At 74.0% G+C, this 25,252-nt stretch carries 18 protein-coding genes; 9 read left to right on the plus strand and 9 right to left on the minus strand.

Annotated elements, in window-relative coordinates; translation table 11 throughout:
- The first annotated feature begins 23 nt into the window (after nucleotides 1-23).
- Nucleotides 24-809, plus strand: coding sequence for an alpha/beta fold hydrolase (locus OHA91_RS09330; RefSeq protein WP_031151305.1), 786 nt, complete (start codon nucleotides 24-26; stop codon nucleotides 807-809).
- Between the two features lie 58 nt (nucleotides 810-867).
- Here OHA91_RS09330 and OHA91_RS09335 read toward each other — a convergent pair whose 3' ends face one another.
- From OHA91_RS09335 to OHA91_RS09345, 3 genes are all read right to left on the minus strand, one after another.
- Nucleotides 868-3,729: a hypothetical protein gene (locus tag OHA91_RS09335; RefSeq protein WP_328739029.1), complete on the minus strand. Its 2,862-nt coding sequence runs from the start codon at nucleotides 3,727-3,729 to the stop codon at nucleotides 868-870.
- A gap of 105 nt (nucleotides 3,730-3,834) precedes the next feature.
- Complete coding sequence (locus tag OHA91_RS09340) at nucleotides 3,835-4,572, minus strand: 3'-5' exonuclease (RefSeq protein ID WP_031151292.1); 738 nt, start codon at nucleotides 4,570-4,572, stop codon at nucleotides 3,835-3,837.
- A gap of 91 nt (nucleotides 4,573-4,663) precedes the next feature.
- Nucleotides 4,664-5,941: an SAV2148 family HEPN domain-containing protein gene (locus OHA91_RS09345; RefSeq protein WP_031151290.1), complete on the minus strand. Its 1,278-nt coding sequence runs from the start codon at nucleotides 5,939-5,941 to the stop codon at nucleotides 4,664-4,666.
- A 284-nt stretch (nucleotides 5,942-6,225) separates the two neighbouring features.
- Between OHA91_RS09345 and glgX the strand changes: the two genes are divergently transcribed.
- Nucleotides 6,226-8,340, plus strand: a complete 2,115-nt coding sequence (gene glgX / locus OHA91_RS09350) for a glycogen debranching protein GlgX (protein WP_328741106.1) — start codon at nucleotides 6,226-6,228, stop codon at nucleotides 8,338-8,340.
- On the opposite strand, the gene OHA91_RS09355 is transcribed toward glgX, so the two are convergent.
- Nucleotides 8,325-9,629, minus strand: coding sequence for an MFS transporter (locus OHA91_RS09355; protein ID WP_328739030.1), 1,305 nt, complete (start codon nucleotides 9,627-9,629; stop codon nucleotides 8,325-8,327). The genes glgX and OHA91_RS09355 overlap by 16 nt on opposite strands.
- A gap of 82 nt (nucleotides 9,630-9,711) precedes the next feature.
- On the opposite strand from OHA91_RS09355, the gene treY reads away from it, so the two are divergent.
- From treY to OHA91_RS09375, 4 genes are all read left to right on the plus strand, one after another.
- On the plus strand, nucleotides 9,712-11,985 hold the full coding sequence (treY, locus tag OHA91_RS09360; protein WP_328739031.1) for a malto-oligosyltrehalose synthase: 2,274 nt from the start codon (nucleotides 9,712-9,714) through the stop codon (nucleotides 11,983-11,985).
- 85 nt (nucleotides 11,986-12,070) lie between these two features.
- Complete coding sequence (locus tag OHA91_RS09365) at nucleotides 12,071-13,837, plus strand: protein kinase domain-containing protein (protein WP_266492896.1); 1,767 nt, start codon at nucleotides 12,071-12,073, stop codon at nucleotides 13,835-13,837.
- A gap of 4 nt (nucleotides 13,838-13,841) precedes the next feature.
- The gene (locus OHA91_RS09370) at nucleotides 13,842-15,143 is read left to right on the plus strand and encodes a hypothetical protein (protein ID WP_266492894.1); all 1,302 of its coding nucleotides are present in this window, start codon (nucleotides 13,842-13,844) and stop codon (nucleotides 15,141-15,143) included.
- Nucleotides 15,140-16,240: a hypothetical protein gene (locus OHA91_RS09375; RefSeq protein ID WP_328739032.1), complete on the plus strand. Its 1,101-nt coding sequence runs from the start codon at nucleotides 15,140-15,142 to the stop codon at nucleotides 16,238-16,240. The genes OHA91_RS09370 and OHA91_RS09375 overlap by 4 nt, the downstream gene beginning before the upstream one ends.
- Here the strand turns inward: OHA91_RS09375 and OHA91_RS09380 are convergent.
- Nucleotides 16,203-17,126, minus strand: coding sequence for a LysR family transcriptional regulator (locus OHA91_RS09380; protein ID WP_266492890.1), 924 nt, complete (start codon nucleotides 17,124-17,126; stop codon nucleotides 16,203-16,205). The two genes, OHA91_RS09375 and OHA91_RS09380, sit on opposite strands and share 38 nt — an antisense overlap.
- An 83-nt stretch (nucleotides 17,127-17,209) precedes the next feature.
- Between OHA91_RS09380 and lpdA the strand changes: the two genes are divergently transcribed.
- On the plus strand, nucleotides 17,210-18,622 hold the full coding sequence (gene lpdA, locus OHA91_RS09385) for a dihydrolipoyl dehydrogenase (RefSeq protein ID WP_328739033.1): 1,413 nt from the start codon (nucleotides 17,210-17,212) through the stop codon (nucleotides 18,620-18,622).
- 135 nt (nucleotides 18,623-18,757) lie between these two features.
- Nucleotides 18,758-20,233, plus strand: coding sequence for a M14 family zinc carboxypeptidase (locus tag OHA91_RS09390; RefSeq protein ID WP_328739034.1), 1,476 nt, complete (start codon nucleotides 18,758-18,760; stop codon nucleotides 20,231-20,233).
- Here OHA91_RS09390 and OHA91_RS09395 read toward each other — a convergent pair.
- Entirely contained in the window at nucleotides 20,188-20,673 is a 486-nt protein-coding gene (locus OHA91_RS09395) for a GNAT family N-acetyltransferase (protein WP_037632414.1), read from the minus strand. The two genes, OHA91_RS09390 and OHA91_RS09395, sit on opposite strands and share 46 nt — an antisense overlap.
- Nucleotides 20,674-20,764: 91 nt before the next feature.
- Nucleotides 20,765-21,328: a DUF1707 and FHA domain-containing protein gene (locus tag OHA91_RS09400; RefSeq protein ID WP_031151271.1), complete on the minus strand. Its 564-nt coding sequence runs from the start codon at nucleotides 21,326-21,328 to the stop codon at nucleotides 20,765-20,767.
- 110 nt (nucleotides 21,329-21,438) lie between these two features.
- On the opposite strand from OHA91_RS09400, the gene treZ reads away from it, so the two are divergent.
- Nucleotides 21,439-23,187, plus strand: a complete 1,749-nt coding sequence (treZ, locus tag OHA91_RS09405) for a malto-oligosyltrehalose trehalohydrolase (RefSeq protein WP_266492880.1) — start codon at nucleotides 21,439-21,441, stop codon at nucleotides 23,185-23,187.
- A gap of 11 nt (nucleotides 23,188-23,198) precedes the next feature.
- On the opposite strand, the gene OHA91_RS09410 is transcribed toward treZ, so the two are convergent.
- Complete coding sequence (locus OHA91_RS09410; RefSeq protein ID WP_266492877.1) at nucleotides 23,199-24,338, minus strand: aminopeptidase P family protein; 1,140 nt, start codon at nucleotides 24,336-24,338, stop codon at nucleotides 23,199-23,201.
- On the minus strand, nucleotides 24,335-25,180 hold the full coding sequence (locus tag OHA91_RS09415; RefSeq protein ID WP_037632461.1) for a LysR family transcriptional regulator: 846 nt from the start codon (nucleotides 25,178-25,180) through the stop codon (nucleotides 24,335-24,337). Before OHA91_RS09415 ends, OHA91_RS09410 begins: the two co-directional genes overlap by 4 nt.
- Nucleotides 25,181-25,252 lie beyond the last annotated feature (72 nt).

Raw genomic sequence — 25,252 nt, forward strand, 5'->3', positions numbered from 1 at the left:
CACCGACCTGCGAATATCTGCGGATGATCACACTCTCCGACGATCTCGGACACCTTTCCTACGTCGTCACCGGCGACGGACCGCCCGTGGTGCTCGTGCACGCCGGGATCGCCGACCACCACATGTGGGACGCGGTCGTCCCCGCCCTCGCGGAACGGCACACCGTCATCCGCTACGACCTGCGGGGCTTCGGGCAATCCGCGCCGCCGAGCGGCCCGTTCAGGGAGACCGACGACCTGCGCCGCCTCCTGGACCACCTCGGGCACGAGCGGGTCCGGCTCGTGGGGGCGTCCTGGGGCGGCCGGGTGGCCGTGGACTTCACCCTGACCCACCCGGACCGGGTCCACTCCCTCGCGCTGCTGGCCGCGCCGTGGCCGGGATACGACTGGTCCGCGGAGATGATCGCCTACGACGAGGCGGAGACGCAGGCCTTGGCCTCGGGCGATCTGGACGCCGCCGTCGCCACGAACCTGGACATGTGGGTGCGCGGTCCGGCGCGCGCGTGGGAGGACGTCGCCACGGGCCTGGCCGACCGGCTCCGCGAGCCGATCCGCACGTCGCTGGTGAACCAGGACGTCGTCGGGGAGCACTCCCAGGGCGTCGTACGGGGCGACCTGTCCGGGATCTCCGTCCCCACCCTGGTCGGCATCGGCAAGCTCGACGTCGCCGACTTCCAGGACATCGGCCGGCGTTACGCCTCCGAGATCCCCGGCGCCACCCTGGTCGAGTTCCCGACGGCCGCCCACCTCATCGCGATGGACGCGCCCGCCGAACTCACGTCGGCGCTGGGCCCGTTCCTCGCCCGCTAGCCACGGCGCGGTCCTTGCGCCGGCCCGATCGGCCGGCGCAAGGACGGGGGTTGCGGCGCTACTTCGTGTAGTAGCCGGCCACATCGGCGATCAGGTCCACCGATCCCGCGTTGTTGTAGAAGCTGACCTTTCCGTTCACCACGGGGACGATGACGAGGTTCGGAATCGTCTGCCCGGCGGTGAAGTTGAGGTTCGACGCGCTGGTACGGGTCGTGCCGTCCGGGTACACCGACACGTAGCTGCCCGTGGTCGGGTCGGTCGCCGTCACGTTCAGGACCACGGCCGTGACACCCGAGGCCGGGATCCCGGCGCTGCCCGCGACCTGCAGGGTCACCGTGCCGCCCTGGCCCACCTTCGCCTTCGGCACACCCAGCCCGCTGCGCGTGTCCATCAACCGCGTCGGCGTGACCGGCTTGTACGAGGAACCCGAGCCGTCCGTCGTGTAGTAGCCCGCCACATCGGCGATCAGGTCCACCGAACCGGCGTTGTTGTAGAAGCTGACCTTCCCGTTCACCACGGGGACGACGACCAGGTTCGGAATCGTCTGCCCGGCGGTGAAGTTGAGGTTCGACGCGCTGGTACGGGTCGTGCCGTCCGGGTACACCGACACGTAGCTGCCCGTGGTCGGGTCGGTCGCCGTCACGTTCAGGACCACGGCCGTGACACCCGAGGCCGGGATCCCGGCGCTGCCCGCGACCTGCAGGGTCACCGTGCCGCCCTGGCCCACCTTCGCCTTCGGCACACCCAGCCCGCTGCGCGTGTCCATCAACCGCGTCGGCGTGACCGGCTTGTACGAGGAACCCGAGCCGTCCGTCGTGTAGTAGCCCGCCACATCGGCGATCAGGTCCACCGAACCGGCGTTGTTGTAGAAGCTGACCTTCCCGTTCACCACGGGGACGACGACCAGGTTCGGAATCGTCTGCCCGGCGGTGAAGTTGAGGTTCGACGCACTCGAACGCGGCGTTCCGTCGGGGTACACGGAGACGTGGCTGGCCGTGGTCGGGTCGGTCGCCGTCACGTTCAGGACGACAGCCGTGACACCCGACGCCGGGATCCCGGCGCGGCCCGCGACCTGCAGGGTCACGGTCCCGCCCTGGCCCACCTTCGCCTTCGGCACACCCAGCCCGCTGCGCGTGTCCATCAACCGCGTCGGCGTGACCGGCTTGTACGTGCCCAGGCCGGAGACCGCGGGCGGGGTCACCGTCAGCGTGCCCGCCCCGTACGAGGAGCCCAGCGCGCTCACGCGGATGTTCCAGTTGCCCGCGGGAGCCGTGCGCAGGTCCACGGTCGCCTTCAGGGTGCGGGCGTCGTCGGAGACCGAGACGGTCGTGGCCGTCAGTGGCGCCGGGCCGCCGGTCAGCTGGACGGTGGTGCCCATGCCCAGCGCGGTGCCCTGAACGGTGAGGGTGGCGACCGTACCGCTCTGCACGCTGGTCGGCGTGACCGTCCCGACGGACACCTCCTCCGAGCCGCACGGCGCGGTGGTGCAGACGAGTTCGGCGCGGTAGGCCGTGCGGTCCGTACGGTCCGGCAGCGCGAGGACGAACAGGCTCTGCTCGGAGCCCTGGCACTCGTACGAGGACGAGGTGTTCATGCAGAGGTTGGTCCCGGCCTTGCTGTACAGCGAGGGCTGCGGGGTGTACGTCCCACCGTCCGTGGCGGTGATGTCGGCCCTGAACCGGTCGCCCGAGATGCTCGGCAGGACGGCGCACACGCCGGTCCGCTCCTCGGAGAGCGTGCCGGTCAGCGGGCCGTAGCCGTACGCGACCGAACCGACGCGCTTGCATTCGGCGGCGGGCCCGGCGGCCGTGGCGATCCGCCAGGCGTCGAGGCGGTAGGAAGCGGGCAGGGACCAGTTCTCGGGAGCCTGGGTGACGACCTGGTAGCCGGTGGACCCGGTGGGCGTGCACGCCCAGGTCCGCGGATGGCAGGCGATGTTGCCGGCGTTGTCCATGATCAGCATGTGCGTGCTGTCGTGGGTGTCCCGGACGTCGACGTGCAGCCGGTCCGTGGCGGCGGCCGTGGTGACCCGGTGGCAGCGCAGGGTACCGCTCTGGCCGGACGTCCCGGTCGTTGCCGGGGCGCCGACCGCCGTAGCGGCGGAGGTGGCGCAGCCGCGGGCCGTGGCGGTGACGTCGCGGCGGTCCAGGGTGTGGCCGCGCGGGACGTCCTGGCCCTCCAGGAGCACGGTGTAGGCCTTGCCCGCGGTGAAGGAGCAGCTGGTGAGGCCGTCCGTCCGGAGCTGCTGGCCCGGGGTGGGGTGGCTGTAGCAGGACGGCCCGTCGCCATCGGTGTCGATCATGGTGATCGCGTAGTCCGGGAACAGGTCCGCGTCGTCCGGAAGGCTGTAGCGGACACGGAGGAGCTCGGCGGTGGAGTGCGCGTCGGCCGGAATCGTCAGGCAGTGCGAGAAGACGCCGTTGCCGGTCTCCAGCCGCACCGTCCCCGAGTCGTCGGCGAACGTCCCCGCGGGCAGGGTCCGGCACTCCTTCTGGAGTACGTCCGTACGGACGAAGTGGACGCCGTACGGACCGGTGGCCTCGGTGTCGTCGGCGTGCACCAGCGCGCGGAACGGCGCCGTCCCGGTCAGTGCGCACTCGCCCCGCACCAGATCGCCGGCGGTGCACTGCGCGGTGCCGTTGCGATCGACCACCTCGACCTGGACGGTCAGGCCCGCGCCGCCGCGCGAGGTGAGGGCGGCGATCCGGGCGCCCTGCGGGCTCGGCAGCTCCAGGCAGTGCGTCTGCCCGGCCGCGGTGAACGTGCCCGCGTACCGCCCCTCGGTGACGCCGACGCAGTCCTCGGCGACCGGTGCGGCCTGTGCTGCGCCCACGGGCGCGAGCAGTGCCGCGAGGATGGCGAACAGACACGTCAATACGGTGGAAACCAGGCGTCTTCCGGACGCCGATGCGGTTGTCATGGACCCCCCATGGTGATGTGCGACGAGCGATCGTCGCACATCCGTACGGGATCGGCGTGGCCGATTCTCGTGTGCCCCGCCACCGCCCCGTCCGGCCGGGTCCGGTCAGGCCGGTACCAGGTCCCGCAGGGGCCAGGCGGTGTCGATCACCGCGTCCGGGGTGCCCTGGCGGCGCAGGTAGGACTGGAAGTCCCGGGCCCAGCGGGCGTGCCAGGTGCCCTGCTGTGCGTGCAGGTCGGCCGGGGTCAGCGCGGCCACCTGCGGGTGCCGCTCGGCTATCGCGCGGGCCACATGGACCGCGGCCAGCGCGTCCGCGCCCGCGTCGTGCGCCGCTTCCAGCGTGACCCCGTACACCCCGCAGACCGCTTCCAGGGTCCGCTTGCCGCGCCGGAAGCGATCCACGGCGCGGTCGATGGTCAGCGGGTCGACCACCGGGCCGGTCCGCGCGCCGCCCAGCCGGTCGGCCAGCGAGGGCAGCCCGTGCCGGGCCAGTTCGGCGCTCAGCAGCGTGAGGTCGAAGGCCGCGTTGTACGCCACGACGACCGCCCCCGTACGCCAGTGCGCGACCAGCGCCTGCGCGACCTCGTCGGCGACCTCCCGCACCGGGCGGCCCTCCGCGACCGCCCGCTCCGTGCTGATCCCGTGGATGGCCGAGGCCCCCTCCGGAATCGGTATCCCCGGATCCGCGAGCCAGCCTCGCCGCTCGTGCACCGCACCGCCGCGCACCTCGACCACGGCCGCCGTCACGATCCTCGACTCGCCCGGCTCCGTGCCGGTCGTCTCCAGGTCGAACCCGATCAGCACCCGGCCGTGCCAGCCCCCCGTACCGCGCTGGTCCTCCACCCCTTGTCCCTCCCCCGTACACCTTCGGTCAACGGGTTTCAGCCTGCCACGGGCCACTGACAAGCCCGGCGACGCCCCTGCCGGGGGGTGCTCACGACACCGGCCGGGAGTCCTCCCACATCGACTCGAACTCCTCCCGGTAGGTCGTGAAGAGTCCGTGGTCCGCGTCCTTGGGCACCCCGCGGCCGCCGCCCCGCAGCACCAGCACGGGCGATTCCATGCCGCGCGCCCGCCGCAGGTACGACTGGACCACCGCGATGCCCGAGGCCTGCCCCTCCACCAGGTAGGCGGTGAAGCGCGGCGTCTCGTCGAAGACGTGGATCTCGAAGCGCGAGGGGTCCCGCAGGCCCGCCCGCACCCTTCGCACGTGCAGGATGTTCATCTCGACCGAACGGCTCAGCTCGCCCTTGCGCAGCCCCAGCTCCCGCTCGCGCCGTTTGACCGCGCTGCTCGCCGGGTTCAGGAACAGCAGCCGAACCCGGCAGCCCGCCTCCGTCAGCCGGACGAGTCTTCGCCCCGAGAAGTTCTGCACCAGCAGGTTGAGGCCTATCCCGATGGCGTCGAGCCGCCGCGCGCCCCCGAAGAGGTCCTCGGCCGGCAGGTTGCGCTGGAGGCGCACCCGGTCCGGGTGGACCGAGACGACGTCCGCGTACCGGTCGCCCACCAGGTCCTCGACGGCGTCGATCGGCAGCCGGTCCGCGGCGGGACTGCCGGAGCCCCCGCCCAGCACCTCCAGCAGCCGCGCCGAGGCCCGCTCCGCCTGCTCCAGCACGGGCCGCGACAGCGCCCGGTTGCGGGAGACGACGTTGCGGGTGACCTCCAGCTCGTCCAGGGCCAGCTCGATCTCGCGCCGGTCGTCGAAGTACGGCTCGAAGCAGGGCCAGTGCTGGACCATCAGCTCCCGCAGCTGCGGCAGGGTCAGGAAGCTCAGCACGTTGTCGTCGGCGGAGTCGAGCAGGTAGCCCTTGCGGCGGCTGACCTCGCGCACGGCAACGGCCCGCTGCACCCACTCCTGCCCGGCGGGCCCGGCGGCCGCGACGACCCAGTCGTCCCCGCCGTGCACCGGTTCGTAGATCGGCCGCAGCACCGCGCCGACCACCGACCGCAGCCGCTGTTCGATCAGGTTGAGCCAGATGTACGCCCGGCCCGCCCGCTGCGCCCGCGTACGGACCTCGCTCCAGGCCTCCGCGCCCCAGTCCAGTTCGGCTCCGGCCCGCGCGTTCCCGGCCTCCGCCGGCCCGCCCGCCAGGGAGACCGCCCCTGCCGGGATCCCCGTCGGCGCCCCGCCGGGGACACCACCTGGGGCGTCCGCCGGGCCACCCTCGTGACTGCTGTCACCAGGGGGCAGCTCCAGACCTCCCGAGCTCACCCGTGCACCGCCTTCTGCGTCTGGACGCCCGTCTCCAGTGATCACGGAAGGGTATCCCGCGCGCGCGGCCCGGTGCAGCCCGATGGCCCGCACACGGACTGTCCATCGACCCATTATCCGATGCGCCGACAGTCTGCTGACCCGACTGTCAGCTCTGCGGGTCACCCGGTAGGACCACTCCCAAGTCCGCGCGTGCGGGCCCTCTTTCGGGGAAGATCTGGCAGTGACGCGGTCCACGCCGGATCATCCGGGAGTCTTTCGATACGAGGGAAGAGTCGTTGTCTATGCAGGTCTGGCCGGGACAGGCGTATCCCCTCGGCGCCACGTACGACGGCGCCGGAACCAACTTCGCGGTCTACTCCGAGGCCGCGCGGCGCATCGAGCTGTGCCTCCTCCACGACGACGGTTCCGAAACCGCCGTCGAACTGCGCGAGACGGACGCCTTCGTCCGCCACGCGTACCTGCCCGGCATCATGCCGGGGCAGCGCTACGGCTTCCGCGTGCACGGCCCCTACGAGCCCGAGCGCGGCCGGCGCTGCAACGCGGCGAAACTGCTGCTGGACCCGTACGCGCGGGCGATCAGCGGCGAGGTGAACTGGAACGAGGCGGTGTACGGCTACCACTTCGGCCGCCCCGATTCCCGCAACGACCTCGACTCCGCCCCGCACACCATGAGCTCGGTGGTGGTGAACCCGTACTTCGACTGGGCCAACGACCGGCCGCCGCGGCACGAGTACCACCACACCGTGCTGTACGAGGCCCACGTCAAGGGGTTGACCATGCGTCATCCCGACCTGCCCGAGGAGCTGCGCGGCACGTACGGGGCGCTCGCGCACCCGGCGGTCATCGGCCACCTCGCCAAGCTCGGGGTGACGGCGCTGGAGCTGATGCCGGTGCACCAGTTCGTCAACGACCACCGGCTGGTCAACGACGGGCTGAGCAACTACTGGGGCTACAACACGATCGGCTTCTTCGCCCCGCACAACGGCTACGCCTCGGGCGACCGCGGCCAGCAGGTGCTGGAGTTCAAGTCGGCCGTGCGGGCCCTGCACGAGGCCGGCATCGAGGTGATCCTCGACGTGGTCTACAACCACACCGCCGAAGGCAACCACCTGGGGCCGACGCTGTCCTTCCGGGGGCTGGACAACGCCTCGTACTACCGGCTGTCGGACGACCCGCGGCACTACATGGACACCACGGGCACCGGGAACTCGCTGCTGATGCGCTCCCCGCACGTGCTCCAACTGATCATGGACTCGCTGCGCTACTGGGTCACCGAGATGCACGTGGACGGCTTCCGCTTCGATCTCGCGGCGACGCTGGCCCGCCAGTTCCACGAGGTGGACCGGCTGTCGTCGTTCTTCGACCTGGTCCAGCAGGACCCGGTGGTCAGCCAGGTGAAGCTGATCGCGGAGCCGTGGGACCTCGGCGAGGGCGGCTACCAGGTGGGCAACTTCCCGCCGCTGTGGACGGAGTGGAACGGCAAGTACCGCGACACCGTGCGGGACCTGTGGCGCGGGCAGCCGCGCACGCTCGCGGAGTTCGCGGGGCGCCTGACGGGATCCTCGGACCTCTACCAGGACGACGGGCGGCGCCCGCTGGCCTCCATCAACTTCACCACCTGCCACGACGGGTTCACCCTGAACGACCTCGTCTCGTACGACGAGAAGCACAACGAGGCCAACCGGGAGGGCAACCGGGACGGCGAGAGCCACAACCGGTCCTGGAACTGCGGGGTGGAGGGTCCGACCGAGGATCCGGAGGTCCTGGCCCTGCGCGAGCGGCAGATGCGCAACTTCACGGCCACCCTGCTGCTGTCGCAGGGGGTGCCGATGCTCAGCCACGGCGACGAGTTCGGCCGCACGCAGGGCGGCAACAACAACGCCTACTGCCAGGACAACGAACTGTCGTGGGTGGACTGGCCGGAGCCCGGCAAACCGGCGCCGTCGCTGCTGGAGTTCACCCGCCGGATGGTGTGGCTGCGCCGCGACCACCCGGTCTTCCGGCGGCGCCGGTTCTTCCACGGCCGACCGGTGGAGGGCACGCACGACGAGCTCTCCGACATCGCCTGGTTCACCCCGCACGGCGAGGAGATGCGGGCGCGCGACTGGCAGGCGCAGCACGCACGGGCGCTGACCGTGTTCCTCAACGGGGAGGCGATCTCCGAGCCGGGCAGCCGCGGGGAGCGGATCACCGACGACTCGTTCCTGCTGATGTTCAACGCGGGTGCGGATCCGCAGGACTTCACCGTCCCGCCGGGGCACGGCGCGCAGTGGCGGCTGGTGGTGGACACCTCCCGGGCGGACGTACTGCCACCCGGCACCGGGCCGCAGTACGCGGCCGGCGACCGGGTGGCGCTGACGGGGCGGTGCCTGGTGGTGCTTCAGCGGCCGGCGTAGGCGGGGTCCGGGACCGGTGGCCGGGCCTGCCCGGCGGCCGGTTCGCCGGGCGGCGCCACGGCCGGACCGGCAGCCGGGGCGGTGTGCGTACGGGCGGCGGGCACCCGGGTGACGAGGGCGAGGGTCAGGCAGAGCGCGGCCGCCCCCACGGCCACGGCGAAGGACCCGCTCGGGCCGTACCTCTCGGCGAGGCGCCCCGCGACGACGAGCGCCACGGCCTGCCCGGCCACCAGGCTGCTGGCGGCGAAGGCCATCGAGGTGGCGAGCCGGGCCGGTTCCACGGCCCGCTCCGTGAGCGCGAACGCGGTGATCAGATGGGGTGCGTAGGCGGCCCCGAGCACGGTGACGACCGCGTACAGCGGCCACAGGCTGTCGGTGACCAGCAGGGGCGCCGAGAGCACGAGGGCGGCTCCGGTCGCCACCCGCCAGCGCAGCCGCAGGCCGAAGCGGGCGGGCAGCGCGCCGAGCGCGAGGCCGACGGCGGCGCTGACGACGCCCATCGCGGAGTAGACGACGGCGGCCTGGTCCGGGACGCCGAGTCGGATGGTGAGCGCGGTGATGCCGGCCTGGCAGGCGCCGAACATCATGCCCTGGAGGGCGAGGGAGCCCCGTACGGCGTAGACCACCGCGGGCGGCCGGACCCGGCGGCCCGTACGCCGTGCGCGCGCCGGGGAGCCGGCGGTGGCGGAGGCGGTCGGGTGCAGGGCGAAGGCGCTGCCGAAGACGGCGACGAGGCCGGCCGCGCCGGCCAGGGCGAAGGCCGGGTGCGCGATCAGCGCGGCGAGTCCGACCAGGGCGGGTCCGAAGACGAAGGAGGCCTCGTCCAGGGTGCCTTCGAGCGCGTGTACGGCGCCCACGACGCCCTCGTCGGCCTTGGCGCGGTGGGCGAGGGCGACGGAGCGGGTCCGGGCGAGCGGCCCGATCAGCGGCACGGAGGCGCCGGTGAGGGCGCCGATCTCGGCGAGCGGGAGGGTCGCGAGGTGGGTGAGGGCACCGGCGACCAGGGCGGCGGTGGCGACGGCGTTGACCGCGGCGGCGGCCAGGACGACGGGCCGCTGCCCGTGCCGGTCGGCGAGCCAGCCGAGGACGGGCCCGAAGAGGACCTGGCCGATGGAGAGGGTGCCTCCGACGATGCCCGCGGTGGCCAGGGAGCCGCTGGTCTGGGCGACCAGCAGAAAGCTTCCGAACTGGGACATCGCCACGGGCAGGCGGGCGAGGAAAGAGACGAGCGGGAGTAGGGGCCCGGTCAGGGCGATGACTCTTCGATAGGTGTTGACGGTTCCGACCACTTGATCGACACTAACCCGGCGCAGTCACTCGGATGCATTGGGTCATGGCACGGAATCCGGCAGGTTGGGTACGTACGTTCTCATGAGCCAGCCGCGCCCGACCCCCGCATCGGAATCTGATGTTCCGAAACCCGTCACCCCGGCGTCGACCTACCGTCTCCAACTGCGCCCGGAATTCCCCTTCGCGGCGGCCGAGGCGGCCGTACCGTACCTCGCCTCGCTCGGCGTGTCGCACCTGCACCTCTCCCCCGTCCTGGAGGCGGCGCCCGGATCGGCCCACGGGTACGACGTCACCGACCACTCGCGCGTACGGGCCGAACTGGGCGGCGAGCCCGGCCTGCGGGCCCTGGCCCGTTCCGCCCGGGAGCACGGCCTCGGCCTGGTCCTCGACATCGTGCCCAACCACATGGCGGTGCCGACGCCGCTGCGGCTGAACCGGCCGCTGTGGGAGGTGCTGCGGGACGGGCCCGACTCGCCGTACGCACGCTGGTTCGACATCGACTGGGAGGCCGGCGGCGGGCAGGTGGTGCTCCCGCTGCTCGCCGGGCCGGTGGACTCCTGCGACCTGCGGGTCGACGGCGGGGTGCTGCGCCACGGGGAGCAGGAGTTCCCGCTGCGGGAGGGGACCGAGGGCCTGGCGCTGCCGGAGCTGCTGGCCGCGCAGTGGTACCGGCCGGCCTGGTGGCGGGAGACCTCGACCGCGCTCAACTACCGCCGCTTCTTCACCATTTCGGAGCTGATCGGGGTCCGGGTGGAGGACCCGGACGTGTTCACGGCCACCCATGCGAAGGTGCTGGAGCTGGTCCGGGACGGGGTCGCGCAGGGGCTGCGGATCGACCACGTGGACGGGCTGGCCGACCCGGAGGAGTACCTGGGCCGGCTGCGGGCCGCCGTCGGCGACGACTGCTGGGTGGTGGTCGAGAAGATCCTGGCCCGCCACGAGCGGCTGCCGGCCGCCTGGCCGGTGGCGGGGACCACCGGGTACGACGCGCTGCACCGGGTCGACGGGGTGTTCACCGATCCCGAGGGCGCCGCGGAACTGGCGGACCGGTACGGCGAGTGCACCGGCCTGCCGCAGTGGCCGGAGACCGCCCGCGCCTGTGCGCGGGAGGTGCTGACCGGCGACCTGGCCGCCGAGCTGGGGGCGCTGGAGCGCCGGGCCGGCGGGGAACTCGCCGGTGCGGTTCGCGAGTTGCTGATCGCCTTTCCCGTCTACCGGCCCTATCCCGGCGAGCCCGAGCTGCCGCCGCAGGCGCTGGAGCGGGCGGCCGAGCTGGCCGGTCCGGCCGCGGTGGCCGGCGTACGGGAGCTGCTGCTGCGGGATCCGGCCTTCGCCGCCCGGTTCGCCCAGACCTCGGCGGCCCTGCGCGCCAAGTCCCTGGAGGACCGGGCCTTCTACCGGTACGCGCCGCTGCTGTCGGCCACCGAGGTGGGCGGGGAGCCGGGGCGTCCGGCGGTGTCGCCCGAGGAGTTCCACGCGTACTGCGCCGCCCTGGCCCGGGACTGGCCGGAGACGGGCACGGTGCTGTCCACGCACGACACCAAGCGCAGCGCGGACGTCAGGGCCCGGATCTCCGCGTTGTCGCAGGCGCCGGAGCTGATGGACCGGGAGAGCGCGGCCCCCGACCCCCACCTGGCCTGGGTGGCCCGGCAGACCGCGCTCGGGCTCGGCCGGGCTCCCGAGGCGGTGCCGCGGCTGGCCGACGCCCTGCTCAAGGGGGCCCGCGAGGCCGCCCTGCGCACCAGCTGGACCGACCGGGACGAGGCGTACGAGACGGCCGTCCCCGGCTACGCCCCGGCCCCGCTCGACCTCCCGGCGGAACTCGCGGAGGCGGCCCGCGCGAACCTGCTCGGCATGGCGCTGCTGCACCTCGCGATGCCGGGGGTGCCGGAGGTCTACCAGGGCGCGGAGACCGAGTACCGGGCCCTGGTGGACCCGGACAACCGGCGCCCGGCGTACTTCCCGAGCGGTGCGCTGGCGCGGCTGGACGCGGGCGCCGCCCCGCACGGCCCGGCCGAGGAGAAGCTGGCCCTCACGGCGGTGCTGCTGCGGCTGCGCCGGGACCGGCCGGAGCTCTTCCGCGGCTACGCCCCGGTCGCGGCCCGGGGCCCTGCGGCCGGCCACCTGGTGGCCTTCACCCGGGCCCCGGGCCTGCTGGTGGCGGCCACGCGGCTGTCCCACCGACTGGCGGGATCGGGCGGGTGGCGCGACACCCGCGTGGACCTGCCGCCGGGCACCTGGACGCCGGTCCTTTCACCACATCCGCATGCGAACTCACCTATCAGGCACAGCAGTTCGGTCGAGGTGTCCGCACTGTTGTCCGACCGTCCGGTGGGTGTCTGGCTCCGCCGCTGAACCCCTGCGGCGTGGCCTGCCGCCCGCTAGGCTTCCTCGCACCCGAGCCGCACGGCCCGCGCGCCCGGGTGGAGGGGGCGAGTACATGGCGGCCGAGAACCCCGGGGTGCTCCAGCAGCGGTACTGGCTGGACCAGGCCTGGGAGGAACACGAGGGAACCGTCTACTGGTCGGCCTTCGACCAGAAGGAACGGGCGGAGGTATTCGTCCAGCAACTACAGCCCCTGGCGCAGCGGACGGGGTCCGAGCCGTTACTGGAACCGTTCCCGGACCGGGCGGCGGTGGCCGGGCCCCGGCCACCGTCGGGGAAGGGCTGGACGAAGTCCTCGAAGGCGGCCGCGAGAGCACGGGCGAGCAAGGACCAGATCGCCGTACCGGGTGATCTTATGCGGCAGGTCCGCCGGGTGTCGTCGCCGCGCAGTCCACATCTCCTCGCCGTTCACGACGTGTTCGAGCACGGCGGCTCCGTCTGGGTCGTGATGGATCCCGTCCAGCCCATCTCCCTGCGACAGTTACTGAAGGAGCAGGGCAAGCTCGGCGGCGCGGGGGCCGCGTACCTCGGGGTGGAGATGGCGGCCGCACTCCAGGAGATGCACGACGCGGGCATCGCGCACGGCCGGTTCGACCCCCGCAGCGTGTTCTTCCGTGGCGACCGCACCCTGGCCCTCGCCGGCTACGGACTGGCCCCCTCCCCGCACGACGGGCAGGGGCCGTGGCTCCGGCCCTGGCGTCCCGATTCCCGCTACACCGCGCCCGAACTGGCCCGGCACACGGCCGACCGGCCTCCCACCCCGAGCTGCTCGGGAGACCTGTGGGCCCTGGGGATGGTCCTCTACGAGATCCTCATGGGCAGCCGCAGTCTCCTGTACGGGCCGCTGCGCAGGTTCCGCTGGATCCGGAAGGTGCACGACGCCCGCCCTCCCCGGGTCCCCGGGGAGGCCGAGCTCACCCTGCTCCTGGCGGTCCTGCTCTCCCCGCATCCGGGCGCCCGGACCTCCGCGGCCGCAGCCGCGGTCTCGCTGCGCCGGCTCGCCGGGCTGCACGAACCGATGCCCGGCGGGCACTGGGCCGTCGCCAACCGGCCGCCGCGCTCCTTCTCGGAGCACCTGCGGGAACAGCTGGTGCACGTGTTCACCACCGCCACCAGCCGGGCCATGGCAGCTTTCCTGACGGGCGTGCTGGTCACCCTGGTCACGCTCTTCGGCTGGCACCTGGTGAGTCGGCCCTCGGCCCCGGACCCGCTGACCGCCCTGCTGTCCGGGGCGGTGTTCGGCGCCGCGTACGGGACGGTACGAGTGGTCCTGATGGCGAGCTGGCACTGTCTGGCACTGCTGCGCGGGGCCCCCGCACCGGACGCCCAGGCCGCGCCCCGGCCCCCCGCCGCGGCGGGCGCGCCTTCCGGCGCGGCGCAGGCTCCGGAGCCCGCGGCATCCGCCGCGCCGCCCGCGCACCTGCTCAGGCTGCCCGCCTGCACTCCCCGGCTGACGCTGCTCGACGCCCCCGCGCACGTGGGGCGGGCCGTCCGGCTGGAGTTCACCCTCGACGTGCCCCCCGGTCATCCCTGGCACCGGGCCTCCGGGGACGCCCGCGCGCCCGCCGAGCTGATGCTGGTGGCGTCACCGCGCGGAGCAGGCTCGACCCTCGTGCCGCCGTGCGCGGGCTATCGCGTACAGGCACCCGGAGGGGAGGCCGCGGCCTTCACGTTCACCGCGCACGCACCGGGGCGGCACCGGCTGCGGATCACCGTGTACGACCGCGCGCACGGTGTGGTGCTGCAGGAACTCGACGCGACCCTGGAAGCCGAGGAGCCCGCCCTCCTCGGCTCCGCCCGGCACGATGGACCGGAGTTCTGAACCGTTGAACCTCCAGATCGACCTGTCCGCCCCGCAGGACCCCAGCCGCGGCTACCGGCTGCTCGCGGAACCCCCGACCTGCGGAGTGCGGCACCTGACCGTCTGCATCCGAACGCCCTCCGACACCGTGACCACCATCAGTCTGTGGGGCCACCCGGACGTCCTGCCGCAGCCCCGCACTGGCTCGTACTACACGGTGCTGGAGACCGGCGCGGAGGAGCTCAGGACGCTGTCGGCCCGCCTCATATCCCGCTGGCAGGAGTTCGTCGCGTACCAGCCGTCCCGGCAGCAGGGGCCGCTCGACGTCCTGCCGTACACCAACATCGCCGATCTCAGCGGCCGTTCTGCCGTCGAGGTGCTGGCCCAGGTGAGCGAGCTGGCCGAGGAGGGCCAGTACCTGCTCGACGAGCTCCTCGCCGGAGACGGCCGCGGACTCGCCGAGGTGCGGCGCCGACTGCTGGACCTGCTCGGGCGCCGGGACCTGCGGATCCGCTTCGACTCCGATCTCGACCTGCCCTGGCCCCTCCTGGCAGTCGGCGCCGGTCCAGGCGCCGGAGCCCCCGGTGAGGAGGATCCGTTCGCCACGTTCCTGGGGCACCGGCACGAGATCGAGGCGCTCTCCGGCGCCTACCCGACCGCCTACTGGTACGAGTCCACCCGCACCCGCCCCGCCTCCAGCGCCTGGACGGACGAGGAACTGGCGGACAACCTGCTCGCGAGCGACGTCCTCAAGCTCCTCGACGACCGGACGGAGCTCACCGAGCGCTTCCACGGCAGCGACCTGCTGGCGACGCTGCACCAGCCGGTCGTCGACCACGACCTGATGTACTTCTACTGCCACGGCGAGTACGTCAGGCAGGGGGACCGGACCTGGCAGGCCCTGCGCCTCAGCGATCCCATGCCGATCGACGCGTCGATCGTGGACCGGTACCGCAAACGGCACACCGAGGCCAACGCCCGGGACGGCGCGCTCTGCCTGTTCCACCCCATGGTCCTGCTCAACGTGTGCTTCGCCGGGGCTCCGGCCACCGCGGGCTACGCCGGCATCGCCGCGGCCCTCGTCAAGCACGGCGCCGTCGGGGTCCTGGCACCGTCCATCGCCATGCCCCAGGTCTTCGGAGCCGAGTTCGCGCTGCAGTTCCTGACCCGCTACGCGGTCCAGGGCCTGCCCGCCGGACGGGCCGTGCTGGAGACCGTGCGCTGGTTCGCCACGACGTACCGCAATCCGCTGGCCCTGACATACGGCCTCGTCTGCGGGATGGACAGCCGTCTGCCCGCACCCCAGGAAGGACCGACGAGTTCATGACCGAACGAAGCCCGCGACGGGTGCACACGCGGCGCCCGGTACGGCCCACGGCCCTGGCGCCCGACGCACTGACCACCGTCGACCTGGACAAGGACGGGTGGCTGGTGTCCGCCGCCACGGGCCGGCCGGTGCGCGCCGACCGGCTGGCCCGGTACCTGGCCGAACGGCTCAGTCCACCGTCCTGGGCCACCGACATCATCGTGTACGTGCACGGCTGGCGGACGGGCAGTCGCTCGGCCATACGCTCGGCGCAGCGCCTGCTCGCCCTCATGGACCGCCAGCACACGGCTCGCGCGACGCTCTACCCGGGGCTGCGCGAACGCTACGCGCCGTGGACGGTCGTGGTGCGCTGGCCCTCGTCGTCGCTGATCACCAAGGGCGGCTACGAGAAGATCCGCGAGCGGGCCCACGCGATGAGCTCCGGCGGCACCGGATACGCCCCGCACGTCCTGGGCCACCTGCTGGGATACCTGCACGCCGAGCGCGGCGATCCGTCTGACCGGACCCTGCGCACCCGGGGCGGCCAGTACCTGCACCTGGTGGGCCACTCCTTCGGCGGCCGCTTCCTGTGCGAGGCGGTGATCCGGGCCGCGGACACCGAGCAGGGCGGCACCCTGGGCTGGAGCACCACCGTCCACCCCTCGCGCCCGTTCACCGTCGACACCCTGACGGTCTTCCAGATGGCCGCCCCCACCGAGGCCTTCGAGTCCCTCTTCAAGCGGCTGCGCCCCGGGCCCGTGGGGCACACCTCACCGGTCGGCGGGCCGCTGGTGTTCACCCACTCCCGCTTCGACCGGGCGACGGGATTCTGGCACCTGCTGGGCGAGCGCAAGCCCGGCATCGGGCACTCAGGCATGCGCCTGTCGCGCGCGGGCGCCGGACTCGCGCCCAACGACGTGTGGGCCACCCGGCTGCTTCGTGCCGACACGCCCTATCCGCACACGTCGCTGGACCACGCCTTCGTGAACGTCGACGCGAGCTGGCGGTACCGGAGCACCAGGATCAACCCGGTCGGGGCGCATTCCGACTTCTACCATCCCGAGACGGCTCACCTGCTGCTCAGTCTGGCCGACCACTCCCGTCCCGCGTCGGCGTAACCCCCGCCGTCGGGGTCCCGGCCCGGACGAGCTCCGCGAAGGCGGCGGCCGCGCCGGTCAGCGGGACCCGGGAGAAGACCGCCAGGCGCCGGTGCCACGCCGGGTCGAGGGAGAGCAGCACGCAGTCCTCGCCGACGGCGCCCCGGACCATGTGGGCCGGGGCCATGACGATGCCCACCCCGGCGGCCGCCATCCGTACGGCCGTCGAGGTGTGTTCCGTACGGAGCACCGTGCGCGGGGTGAAGCCGACCTCGCCGCAGGCCCGGTCGAGGACGAGGACGCCGTCGACCAGCGGCTCCATCGCGCAGCGGATCCAGTCGCGGTGGGCGAGCTCGGCGAGGCGGACGGAGCCCCTCCGCGCGAGCGGATCGTCGAAGGGGACGACGACGACCAGTTCCTCCCGGTCGAGGCGCAGCAGCGGCCCGGTCCACCGCGCGGGCTCCGGTCCCACCGCGAGGTCGGCGACGCCCCGTTCCAGTTGCTCCTCCAGCGCCTCGGTGGAGCCGTATTCGCGCAGTACCAGCGACACCCCCTGGTACAGGGCCCGCCAGCGGGCCACGACGCCCGGGAGCAGCCCGACGGCGACGGCGTGCACGGTGGCGAGGTGCAGTTCACCGCCGGCCACTCCGGCCGCGGCCCGGGCGGCCCGCTCGGCCTGGCGGGCGCTGCGCACGGCGAGCTGGGCGTGCGGGAGGAAGGCGCGGCCCATGGGGGTGAGCCGGACCCCGCGCGGCATGCGTTCCAGCAGGGCGCCGCCCACGGACCGTTCCAGGGCCTTGACCTGGTGGGAGAGCGCCGGCTGGGTGACGTGCAGGGTGTCCGCGGCGCGGGTGAAGGAGGACTCCTCCACCACGGCGAGGAAGTACTCCATCTGGCGCAGGCTCATGGCCTCAAAGCATAAACAGCCTGCATGGCAACCAGAAGATCATTTCCTTGGACCGGACAGAACGGGCCGTGCACGCTGGGGACATGACCAACGACAGCACCGTGGATGTGATCGTGATCGGCGGGGGCACCGGCGGCTACAGCACCGCCCTGCGCGCCTCGGCCCTGGGCCTGACCGTTCTGCTGGCGGAGCGCGACAAGGTCGGCGGGACCTGCCTGCACCGGGGGTGCATCCCCAGCAAGGCCATGCTGCACGCGGCCGAACTCGTCGACGGCGTGGCCGAGGCGCGTGAGCGCTGGGGGGTGCGGGCGAGCGTGGAGTCGGTGGACTGGGCGGCGCTCACCGCGACCCGGGACGACATCCTGTCCCGCAACCACAAGGGAGTGGAAGGGCACTTGGAGCATGCCGGGGTGCGTGTGGTGCGCAGCAGCGTGCGGTTGACCGGTCCGCGGTCGGTACGGGCCGAGGACGGGCGGGAGTTCACCGCCACCCGCGGGATCGTGCTGGCCACCGGGTCCCGGCCGCGTACGCTGCCCGGCCTGGAGCCCGACGGCCGCACGGTGGTGACCAGCGACGACGCGCTGTTCGCCCCCGGGCTGCCGGCTTCGGTCCTGGTGCTCGGCGGCGGGGCGATCGGGGTGGAGTACGCGTCCTTCCACCGTTCCATGGGCGCCGAGGTGACCCTGGTCGAGGCGGCGGACCGGCTGGTCCCGCTGGAGGACGCGGACGTGTCGCGCCATCTGGCGCGCGGGCTGAAGAAGCGCGGGATCGACGTGCAGACCGGCGCCCGGCTGGAGGGGGCCGAACGGCTCGCGGACGGCGGGGTGCGGGCGGCCGTACGCACCGCGCGCGGGGAGCTGCGGGAACTGCGGGCGGAGCGGCTGCTCGTGGCGGTCGGGCGGGTCCCGGTCACCGACGGGCTGGACCTCGCGGCGGCCCGGCTGACGGCCGACGAGCGCGGGTTCGTGGCGCCGGCCGACTGGTCGCGGCTGGAGACGGCCGTCCCGGGGGTCCACGTGGTGGGCGACCTGCTGCCGCCGCCCTCGCTCGGGCTGGCGCACGCGTCCTTCGCGGAGGGGCTGCTGGTCGCCGAGACCCTGGCCGGGGTGGCGAGCGCGCCGGTGGACTACGCGGCGGTGCCGCGGGTGACGTACTCGGCGCCGCAGACCGCCGCCGTCGGGCTGACGGAGGCGCAGGCGCGCGAGGCGGCGTACGACGTGGTGGTGAACACGATGCCGCTGACGGCCGTGGCGAAGGGCATGGTGCACGGGCAGGGCGGCACGGTGAAGGTGGTCGCGGAGCGGGACGGGCGGGTGCTGGGGGTGCACCTGGTGGGGCCGCACGTGTCGGAGATGATCGCGGAGAGCCAGCTGATCGTGGGCTGGGACGCGGAGCCCTCGGACGTTGCCCGCCACGTACACGCCCATCCGACCCTCTCGGAGGCGGTCGGCGAGGCCTTCCTGAGCCTGGCGGGCCGCGGCCTGCACCAGCAGTAGCGCGCGGCCTCCCGGGAGGGTACGGCATAGCCTTGGCCAGGGGTTTCCCCGGAGTTCCGGCGAACTGCGGGGCCCGCGCAGCAGTAGGGGGCGGGCCCGGCGGGCATGGCATCCCTTGTGACTCTCCTCCGTGACATGTGCTACCCCACACCGCAGGAACTCGGGCTGGCCGCCCGCGCTCTGGCGGACGAACACCCCGGCGAGGTCCGGCTCCGCCAGGCCGGCACCTCGCGGGCCGGGCAGCCGATCTGGGTACTGTCCGTCGCGGCGACAGCAGGGCCCGGCACGGTCGGCCCCGGCGGCGCGGTCGGCCCTGGCGGCACGAACAGCCCGGTCGGCACAGACAGCCCGGCCCGCCCGGTCTGCGCGGGCGACCCCGGCGGCCCCGGCGGCGCGAACAGCCCGGGCGGCCCGGGCGGCGCGGTCGGCGCGGGCGACCCCGGCGGCATCGGCGGCACCGGCGGCACCGGCGGCACCCGCAACGTCCTCGTCGTCGCCGGCGCGCACGCCAACGAGCCCGTCGGCGGCGCCACGGCGCTCGCGCTCGCCCGCCGGATCCTGCGCGAGCCGGCACCGCGCGCGGGCTGCGGCTGGCACTTCCTGCTCTGCGCCGACCCGGACGGCGCGGACCTGCACCGCACGCCCCGCCCGTACTCGCTGCTTGACTACCACCGGTACTTCTACCGGCCTCCCGGACCCGAACAGCCCGAGTGGGCGCCGTCTTTACTGCCCGCGGACCGGCTGCCGCCGGAGACCCTGGCGCTGACCGCGCTCATCGACGAGCTGCGGCCGGTCCTCCAGGTCTCCCTGCACGCCACCGATCTCGGCGGCTCCTGGGTGCAGCTCACGCGGGACATCCCCGGCCTCGCCGAGCCGTTCGGCAAATCGGCCGCCGAGCTGCGCATCCCGGTGGAGAACGGGGCCTCGGACGCCGCCGGCTGGCCCTCCCCCGGGCCCGGGATCTTCGTGATACCCCAGCCGGGGAGCGAGGCCGCCGGCGCGTTCCACCCCGAGGACACCCGCCTGAGCACCTGGTACCACGCCCACCGGTACGCCGGCACCACCGCGATCGTCGAAGTCCCCATGTGGGCCTCCGACCTGGTGGACGATCCGGCCCCGCACCCCGACCCGCGCGGCGCCCTGCGGATGCTGGCCGGGCGGCTCACGGCGGACGCAGCGCTCGTCGGCGCGGCCCGCGAGCGGGCCCGGAGCCGGGAGCGGCCGGTTCCGGGCGCGTACGAGGACCCGGCGGCGGCCCCGCTGCTGCGCGCGGTGGACTGGACGCTCGCGCTGATCCCCCTGATCACCGCCGAGTGGACCGGCGCCGGCGCCCCCGCCGAGGCCACGGCGGCGTACATCGCCAGCATCGACGCCTTCGGGCGCCGGCTGTCGCTGCGCGCGGCGGCGATGCTGCTGCGGGTCCTGCGCCCCGAGGGGCATCCGGCGGCGCCCGGGCTGGACCGGCTGGTCACCGGGTGGTGCGAGGAGTTCGCGGCCCGGTTCGGGGCCCGCTGGATCCCCGTGGCCACCCAGGTGGAGCACCAGTCCCGTACCGTCCTGGCCGCCTACGAGAAGCTCGTGGCGGCCGGCCGCTCCACGGGCAGGGCGTAGCGGAACTTGGGGTTCGAGGCGGCGCCGAGGCGGTCGTAGAAGCGGATCGCCCCCTCGTTCCAGTCGGGGGTCTGCCACTGGACCTGTTCCAGGCCCAGCTCGCGGGCCAGCTCCGTCACGCCCTCCATCAGGGCGGCGCCGAGGCCCTGGCCGCGGGCGGCCGCGGCCAGGTAGAGGCAGTCCATGTGCAGGTGCTCCCGCGCGTCCCAGAAGGCGAACTCGGCCGAGCAGGCGGCGTATCCGGCGACGACGCCGTCGGCGTTCTCGGCGAGCAGCACCCACAGCCGGGAGTCCTCGGCGAACAGCCGCGGGCCGAGCCGCCCGGCGAGGTCCGCGGGGCGGGGGGCCGACTTCTCGTAGGCGACGTGCTCGTGGATGAGTTCGACCAGCCGGGGCAGGTCCCCGACCCGGGCGCGGCGGATGACAGGCGTGTGTTCCATGTCCGCCATCCTGCGCGGTCGCTCCCCGCGCCGGACCGGTGGGGGCCCGGCAGCGGACCGGCAGCGGACCGGTGAGGGCCCGGGCCGGGGCTCAGCCCGCAGAGAGCCGGAAGCTCATGTTCCCGAAGCTGACCTGGTCCCCGTCGCGGACGACCGCGGAGCCCGTCACGCGGCGCCCGTTGACGCTGGTGCCGTTGGTGGAGCCGAGGTCCTTGAGCACCCACACCCCGTCGCGCAGGCTCAGTTCCGCGTGCATCCGGGAGACGGTCTCGTGGCTGAGCCGCAGCCCGTTGCCGGGGTCGCGGCCGATCCGCAGGGCCGCCGCGCTCGGATGCGGCAGCAGCAGCTTGGGCAGCCGCTCGGCGGTCCAGGCGCGCCGGACACCGGCGGACACCGCCGAGACCCGGCCGACCCAGCCGAACAGCCGACGGGTCCACGGGCTTTCGGCGGCCTCCCTGGACTGGAGGTCGGCGGTGAGGACCGCGAGGTCCTCGGAACGGCGGGCCACCAGGGCGAGTTCCATGCGGCGCAGGAAGGTGTCGTGGGACAGCTTGCCGAGGGCCGCGCCCTCCCTGAGCTGGCCCAGCGCACGGTCTCGCTCGGCGTCCGACAGCCGCGGCGCGGGAAAGGCAGGAAGTTCGAAACTCGACGTCACAGGGTGATTGTCGGCCCGTCGGGGGCAGAGTGTCCAGAACTCCCCCGCCACGCCCGGAATGATGGGCACGATAAGCATGCTGGACACCGCCGGAGACGAGGGGACCGCCCGTGCAGTTCGAGGTGTGGGCACCGCTGTCGGGCCGGGTCGCCCTGCGACTCGACGACGTGACGTACGACATGGCACGCGATCCGGACCGGGACGGCTGGTGGACCGCGCAGGCCCCGGCCGGGGACGGCAGCCGCTACGGCTTCCTCCTGGACGAGGAGACCTCCCCGCGGCCCGACCCGCGCGGCCGGCGGCTGCCGGACGGCCCCGACGGGCTGTCGGCCGTCGTCGACTTCGACGTCCTGGCCCCCCAGCCCGCGCCGTCACCGCGCGTCCCGCTCCAGGACGCGGTCCTCTACGAGCTCCACGTCGGCACCTTCACCCCCGAGGGCACCTTCGACGCGGCCGCGGCCCGCCTCGGCCACCTCGTCTCCCTCGGGATCACGCACGTGGAGCTGATGCCGGTGTGCTCCTTCGCCGGCCGGCACGGCTGGGGCTACGACGGGGTCGCGCCCTGGGCGGTGCACGAACCGTACGGCGGCCCGGCCGGCCTGGCCCGGTTCACGGCCGCCGCGCACGCGGCCGGGCTGGGCGTGGTCCTCGACGTGGTGCACAACCACCTCGGGCCGTCCGGCAACCACCTGCCCGCCTTCGGCCCGTACTTCACCGACACCCACCACACCCCGTGGGGCTCCGCGGTCAACCTGGACGCGCCCGGCTCCGACGAGGTGCGCGCGTACCTCCTCGGCAGCGCGCTGGCCTGGCTGCGCGACTACGGCCTCGACGGCCTGAGGCTGGACGCCGTGCACGCGCTGGCCGACGGGCGGGCGCTGACCTTCCTGGAGGAGCTGTCCGCGGCCGTCGAAGGGCTCGCCGCGGAGTCCGGCCGGCCGCTGTTCCTGATCGCCGAGTCCGACCGGTGCGACCCGCGCACCACCACCCCGCGCGCCACCGGCGGCCTGGGCCTGAACGCCCAGTGGAACGACGACTTCCACCACGCCCTGCACTGCGCGCTGACCGGTGAGTCCCAGGCGTACTACGCCGATTTCGCCGAGGCCCCGCTGGCCGCCCTGGCCAAGACCCTCAGCCGGGTCTTCTTCCACGACGGGACCTGGTCCTCCTTCCGGGGCCGCACGCACGGCCGGCCGGTGGACCACCGCCGCACCCCGGCCCACCGGTTCGTCGGCTACTCCCAGACCCACGACCAGATCGGCAACCGGGCCCTCGGCGACCGGCTCTCGGCCTCGCTCTCCCCCGGGCTGCTGGCCTGCGCGGCGGCGGTGGCGCTGACCGGGCCCTTCGTGCCGATGCTGTTCATGGGTGAGGAGTGGGGCGCCCGCACCCCGTGGCAGTACTTCACCGACCACCCCGACCCGGAGCTAGCCGAGGCGGTGCGCAGCGGCCGGCGCAGGGAGTTCGCGGCGCACGGCTGGAAGGCCGAGGAGATCCCCGACCCGCAGGACCCGGCGACCCGGGACCGCTCCTGCCTGGACTGGTCGGAGCCCGAACAGCCGCTCCACGCCCGCCTGCTGGGGTGGTACCGCACCCTGGTCGCGCTCCGCCGCACCCACCCGGACCTGCGCGACCCGGACCTGGCGGCGGTCCGGGTCGCCCACGACGAGGAGCGGCGCTGGCTGACCTTCCGGCGGGGCGACGTACGGGTGGCCGTGAACCTCTCCGCCGAGCCGGTGACGATCGCGCTGGGCCGCAACGGGGTACGGGTGCTGGCGTCCTGGGAACCGCTCGAACACCCCGGCCCCGACGGGCGGATCCACCTGCCCGGCGAGTCGGCGGTCGTCCTCGGCCCCTGAGCGCGCGGGGGCTACTCGACGACGGCGAGCTCGCGCGGGGCGTTGTTCAGGCGGCGCCCGCCGTCCTCGGTGACGGTCACGATGTCCTCGATGCGGACGCCGAACCGGCCCGGCAGGTACACGCCCGGCTCGATGGAGAAGCACATGCCGGGGACCAGGGGCTGCTCCTCGCCCTCGACCATGTACGGGGGCTCGTGGGTGGTGACGCCGATGCCGTGGCCGGTGCGGTGGATGAAGCGGTCGCCGTACCCGAACTCGGTGATCACGGCCCGGGCCGCCCGGTCCACGTCCTGGCAGGCGACGCCCGGCCGGACCGCCGCGAACCCGGCCTGCTGGGCCTCGCGGACGATGTCGTGGACCCGCCGCTCCTCGGCGGTGGGCTCGCCGACGTGCACCGTGCGGGAGATGTCGGAGCCGTAGCCGAAGCGCAGGCCGCCGAAGTCGAGGACCACCGTGTCGCCGTGGCGGATGACGCGCTCGCCGGCCTCGTGGTGCGGGTCGGCCCCGTTGGGCCCGGAGCCGACGACGGTGAAGTCGACCTGGGAGTGGCCGTGCGTGCGCAGCAGGGCGGCCAGGTCGGCGGCGACGTCGGTCTCCCGGCGGCCGGCGAAGGGAAGGTGGAGGATCTGCGCGTAGGCGGCGTCGGCGGCGGCTCCGGCCGCGGCGAGGCGCTCCAGCTCCCGCGCGTCCTTGACGGCGCGGAGCATGGGCAGGCAGTCGGTCAGCGCCGCGTAGGAGGTGTTCGGCAACTGCCTCTGGAGGCCGAGGAGATGCAGGGACCAGGTGTTGTCGCTGACCCCGAAGCGGCCGCGGAGGTCCAGCAGCGGGGCGGTCAGGGCGTACGGGTCCTTCCCGTCGGCCCAGTCGCGCAGGGTCAGCGCACCGGCTCCGGGGGCCTTGGCCGCGTCGGGCGCCTCCAGGGCGGGGACGACGAGCACCGGGTCCTGCCCGGCGGCCAGGACGAGGAGGGTCAGCCGTTCCGTCTCGGCGGTGGGGCGGTATCCGGTGAGGTGGGTGAGGTCGGGGCCGGGGGCGATCAGCAGTCCGGCGAGCCCCGCCCCGGCGGCGCTCTGCGCGGCCGCGGCCATGCGGGCGGCGTAGTCGGCCGCGGTGAAGGGGGCGGGGCCGGCGGCGTCGGTGTCATCGGTCATACGGGGGATCCTGCCGTGAGCCGTGCGGCGAGGGCGGCGGCCGCGCCGGTCGGGGCTCCGGGCGAGAGCAGTTCCGTACGGTGCACCAGGCGCGGGGCGGACAGCGGTACGGCGACGCCCGCGCCGGCGGCCTCGGCGACGCGGCGCGGGAGGAGGACGAGGCCGTGCCCGGCGGCGGCCAGCGCGCAGAGGGCGAGCAGGTCGGTGCCCTCGTAGCGGACGGAGGCCCGGGCGGCGGTGAGCGGCAGGCCGATGCCGGGGGCGTCGATCCAGCGGGCGTCGGCGAGGTCGTCCAGGCGGACGGCGGCGCGCCCGGCGAAGGGGTGTCCCTCGGGCAGCAGCACGGCCAGCTCCTCCTCCCCCGCGCCGGTCACGGTGAGGGGTGCGACGTCGGGCAGCCGCAGCGGGTCGCTCGGCGCGGCCGGGCCGTCGACCAGCCCGAGGTCACAGCCGCCGGTGGCCACGGCGGCGGGCACCTCGGCCGGGGGCAGCACGCGCAGGGTGACCCCGGTGGCGGGCAGGGCGGCGAGCAGCCGGGGGCCGACGGCGAGCGGGGACGCGGCGAGCGTGACGCGCCCGGGCGGGGCGGCGGCCAGCCGCAGCACGTCGGCCCGTGCGGCGTCGAGCCGCAGCAGCAGCGGTCCGGCGTGCTCCAGGAGCCGCACCCCGGCCGCGGTCGGTGCGACGGGCCGGCGGGTGAGGAGCTCCGCCCGCAGGTCCCCCTCCAGCGCGGCGATGTGCTGGGAGACGGCGGACTGGGTGTAGCCCAGCTCGCGGGCGGCGCCGGAGAAGGAGGCGAGCCGGGCCACGGCGACGAAGGTGCGGAGCAGGTGTGGATCCATGGTCATCAGGATCACTTATCGGCGGTGCACGAACAATCGTTGGCGCTGAAGCGGGCGGCGGTCACAAGATGA

It is taken from the genome of Streptomyces erythrochromogenes, from assembly GCF_036170895.1.
GTDB lineage: Bacteria > Actinomycetota > Actinomycetes > Streptomycetales > Streptomycetaceae > Streptomyces > Streptomyces erythrochromogenes.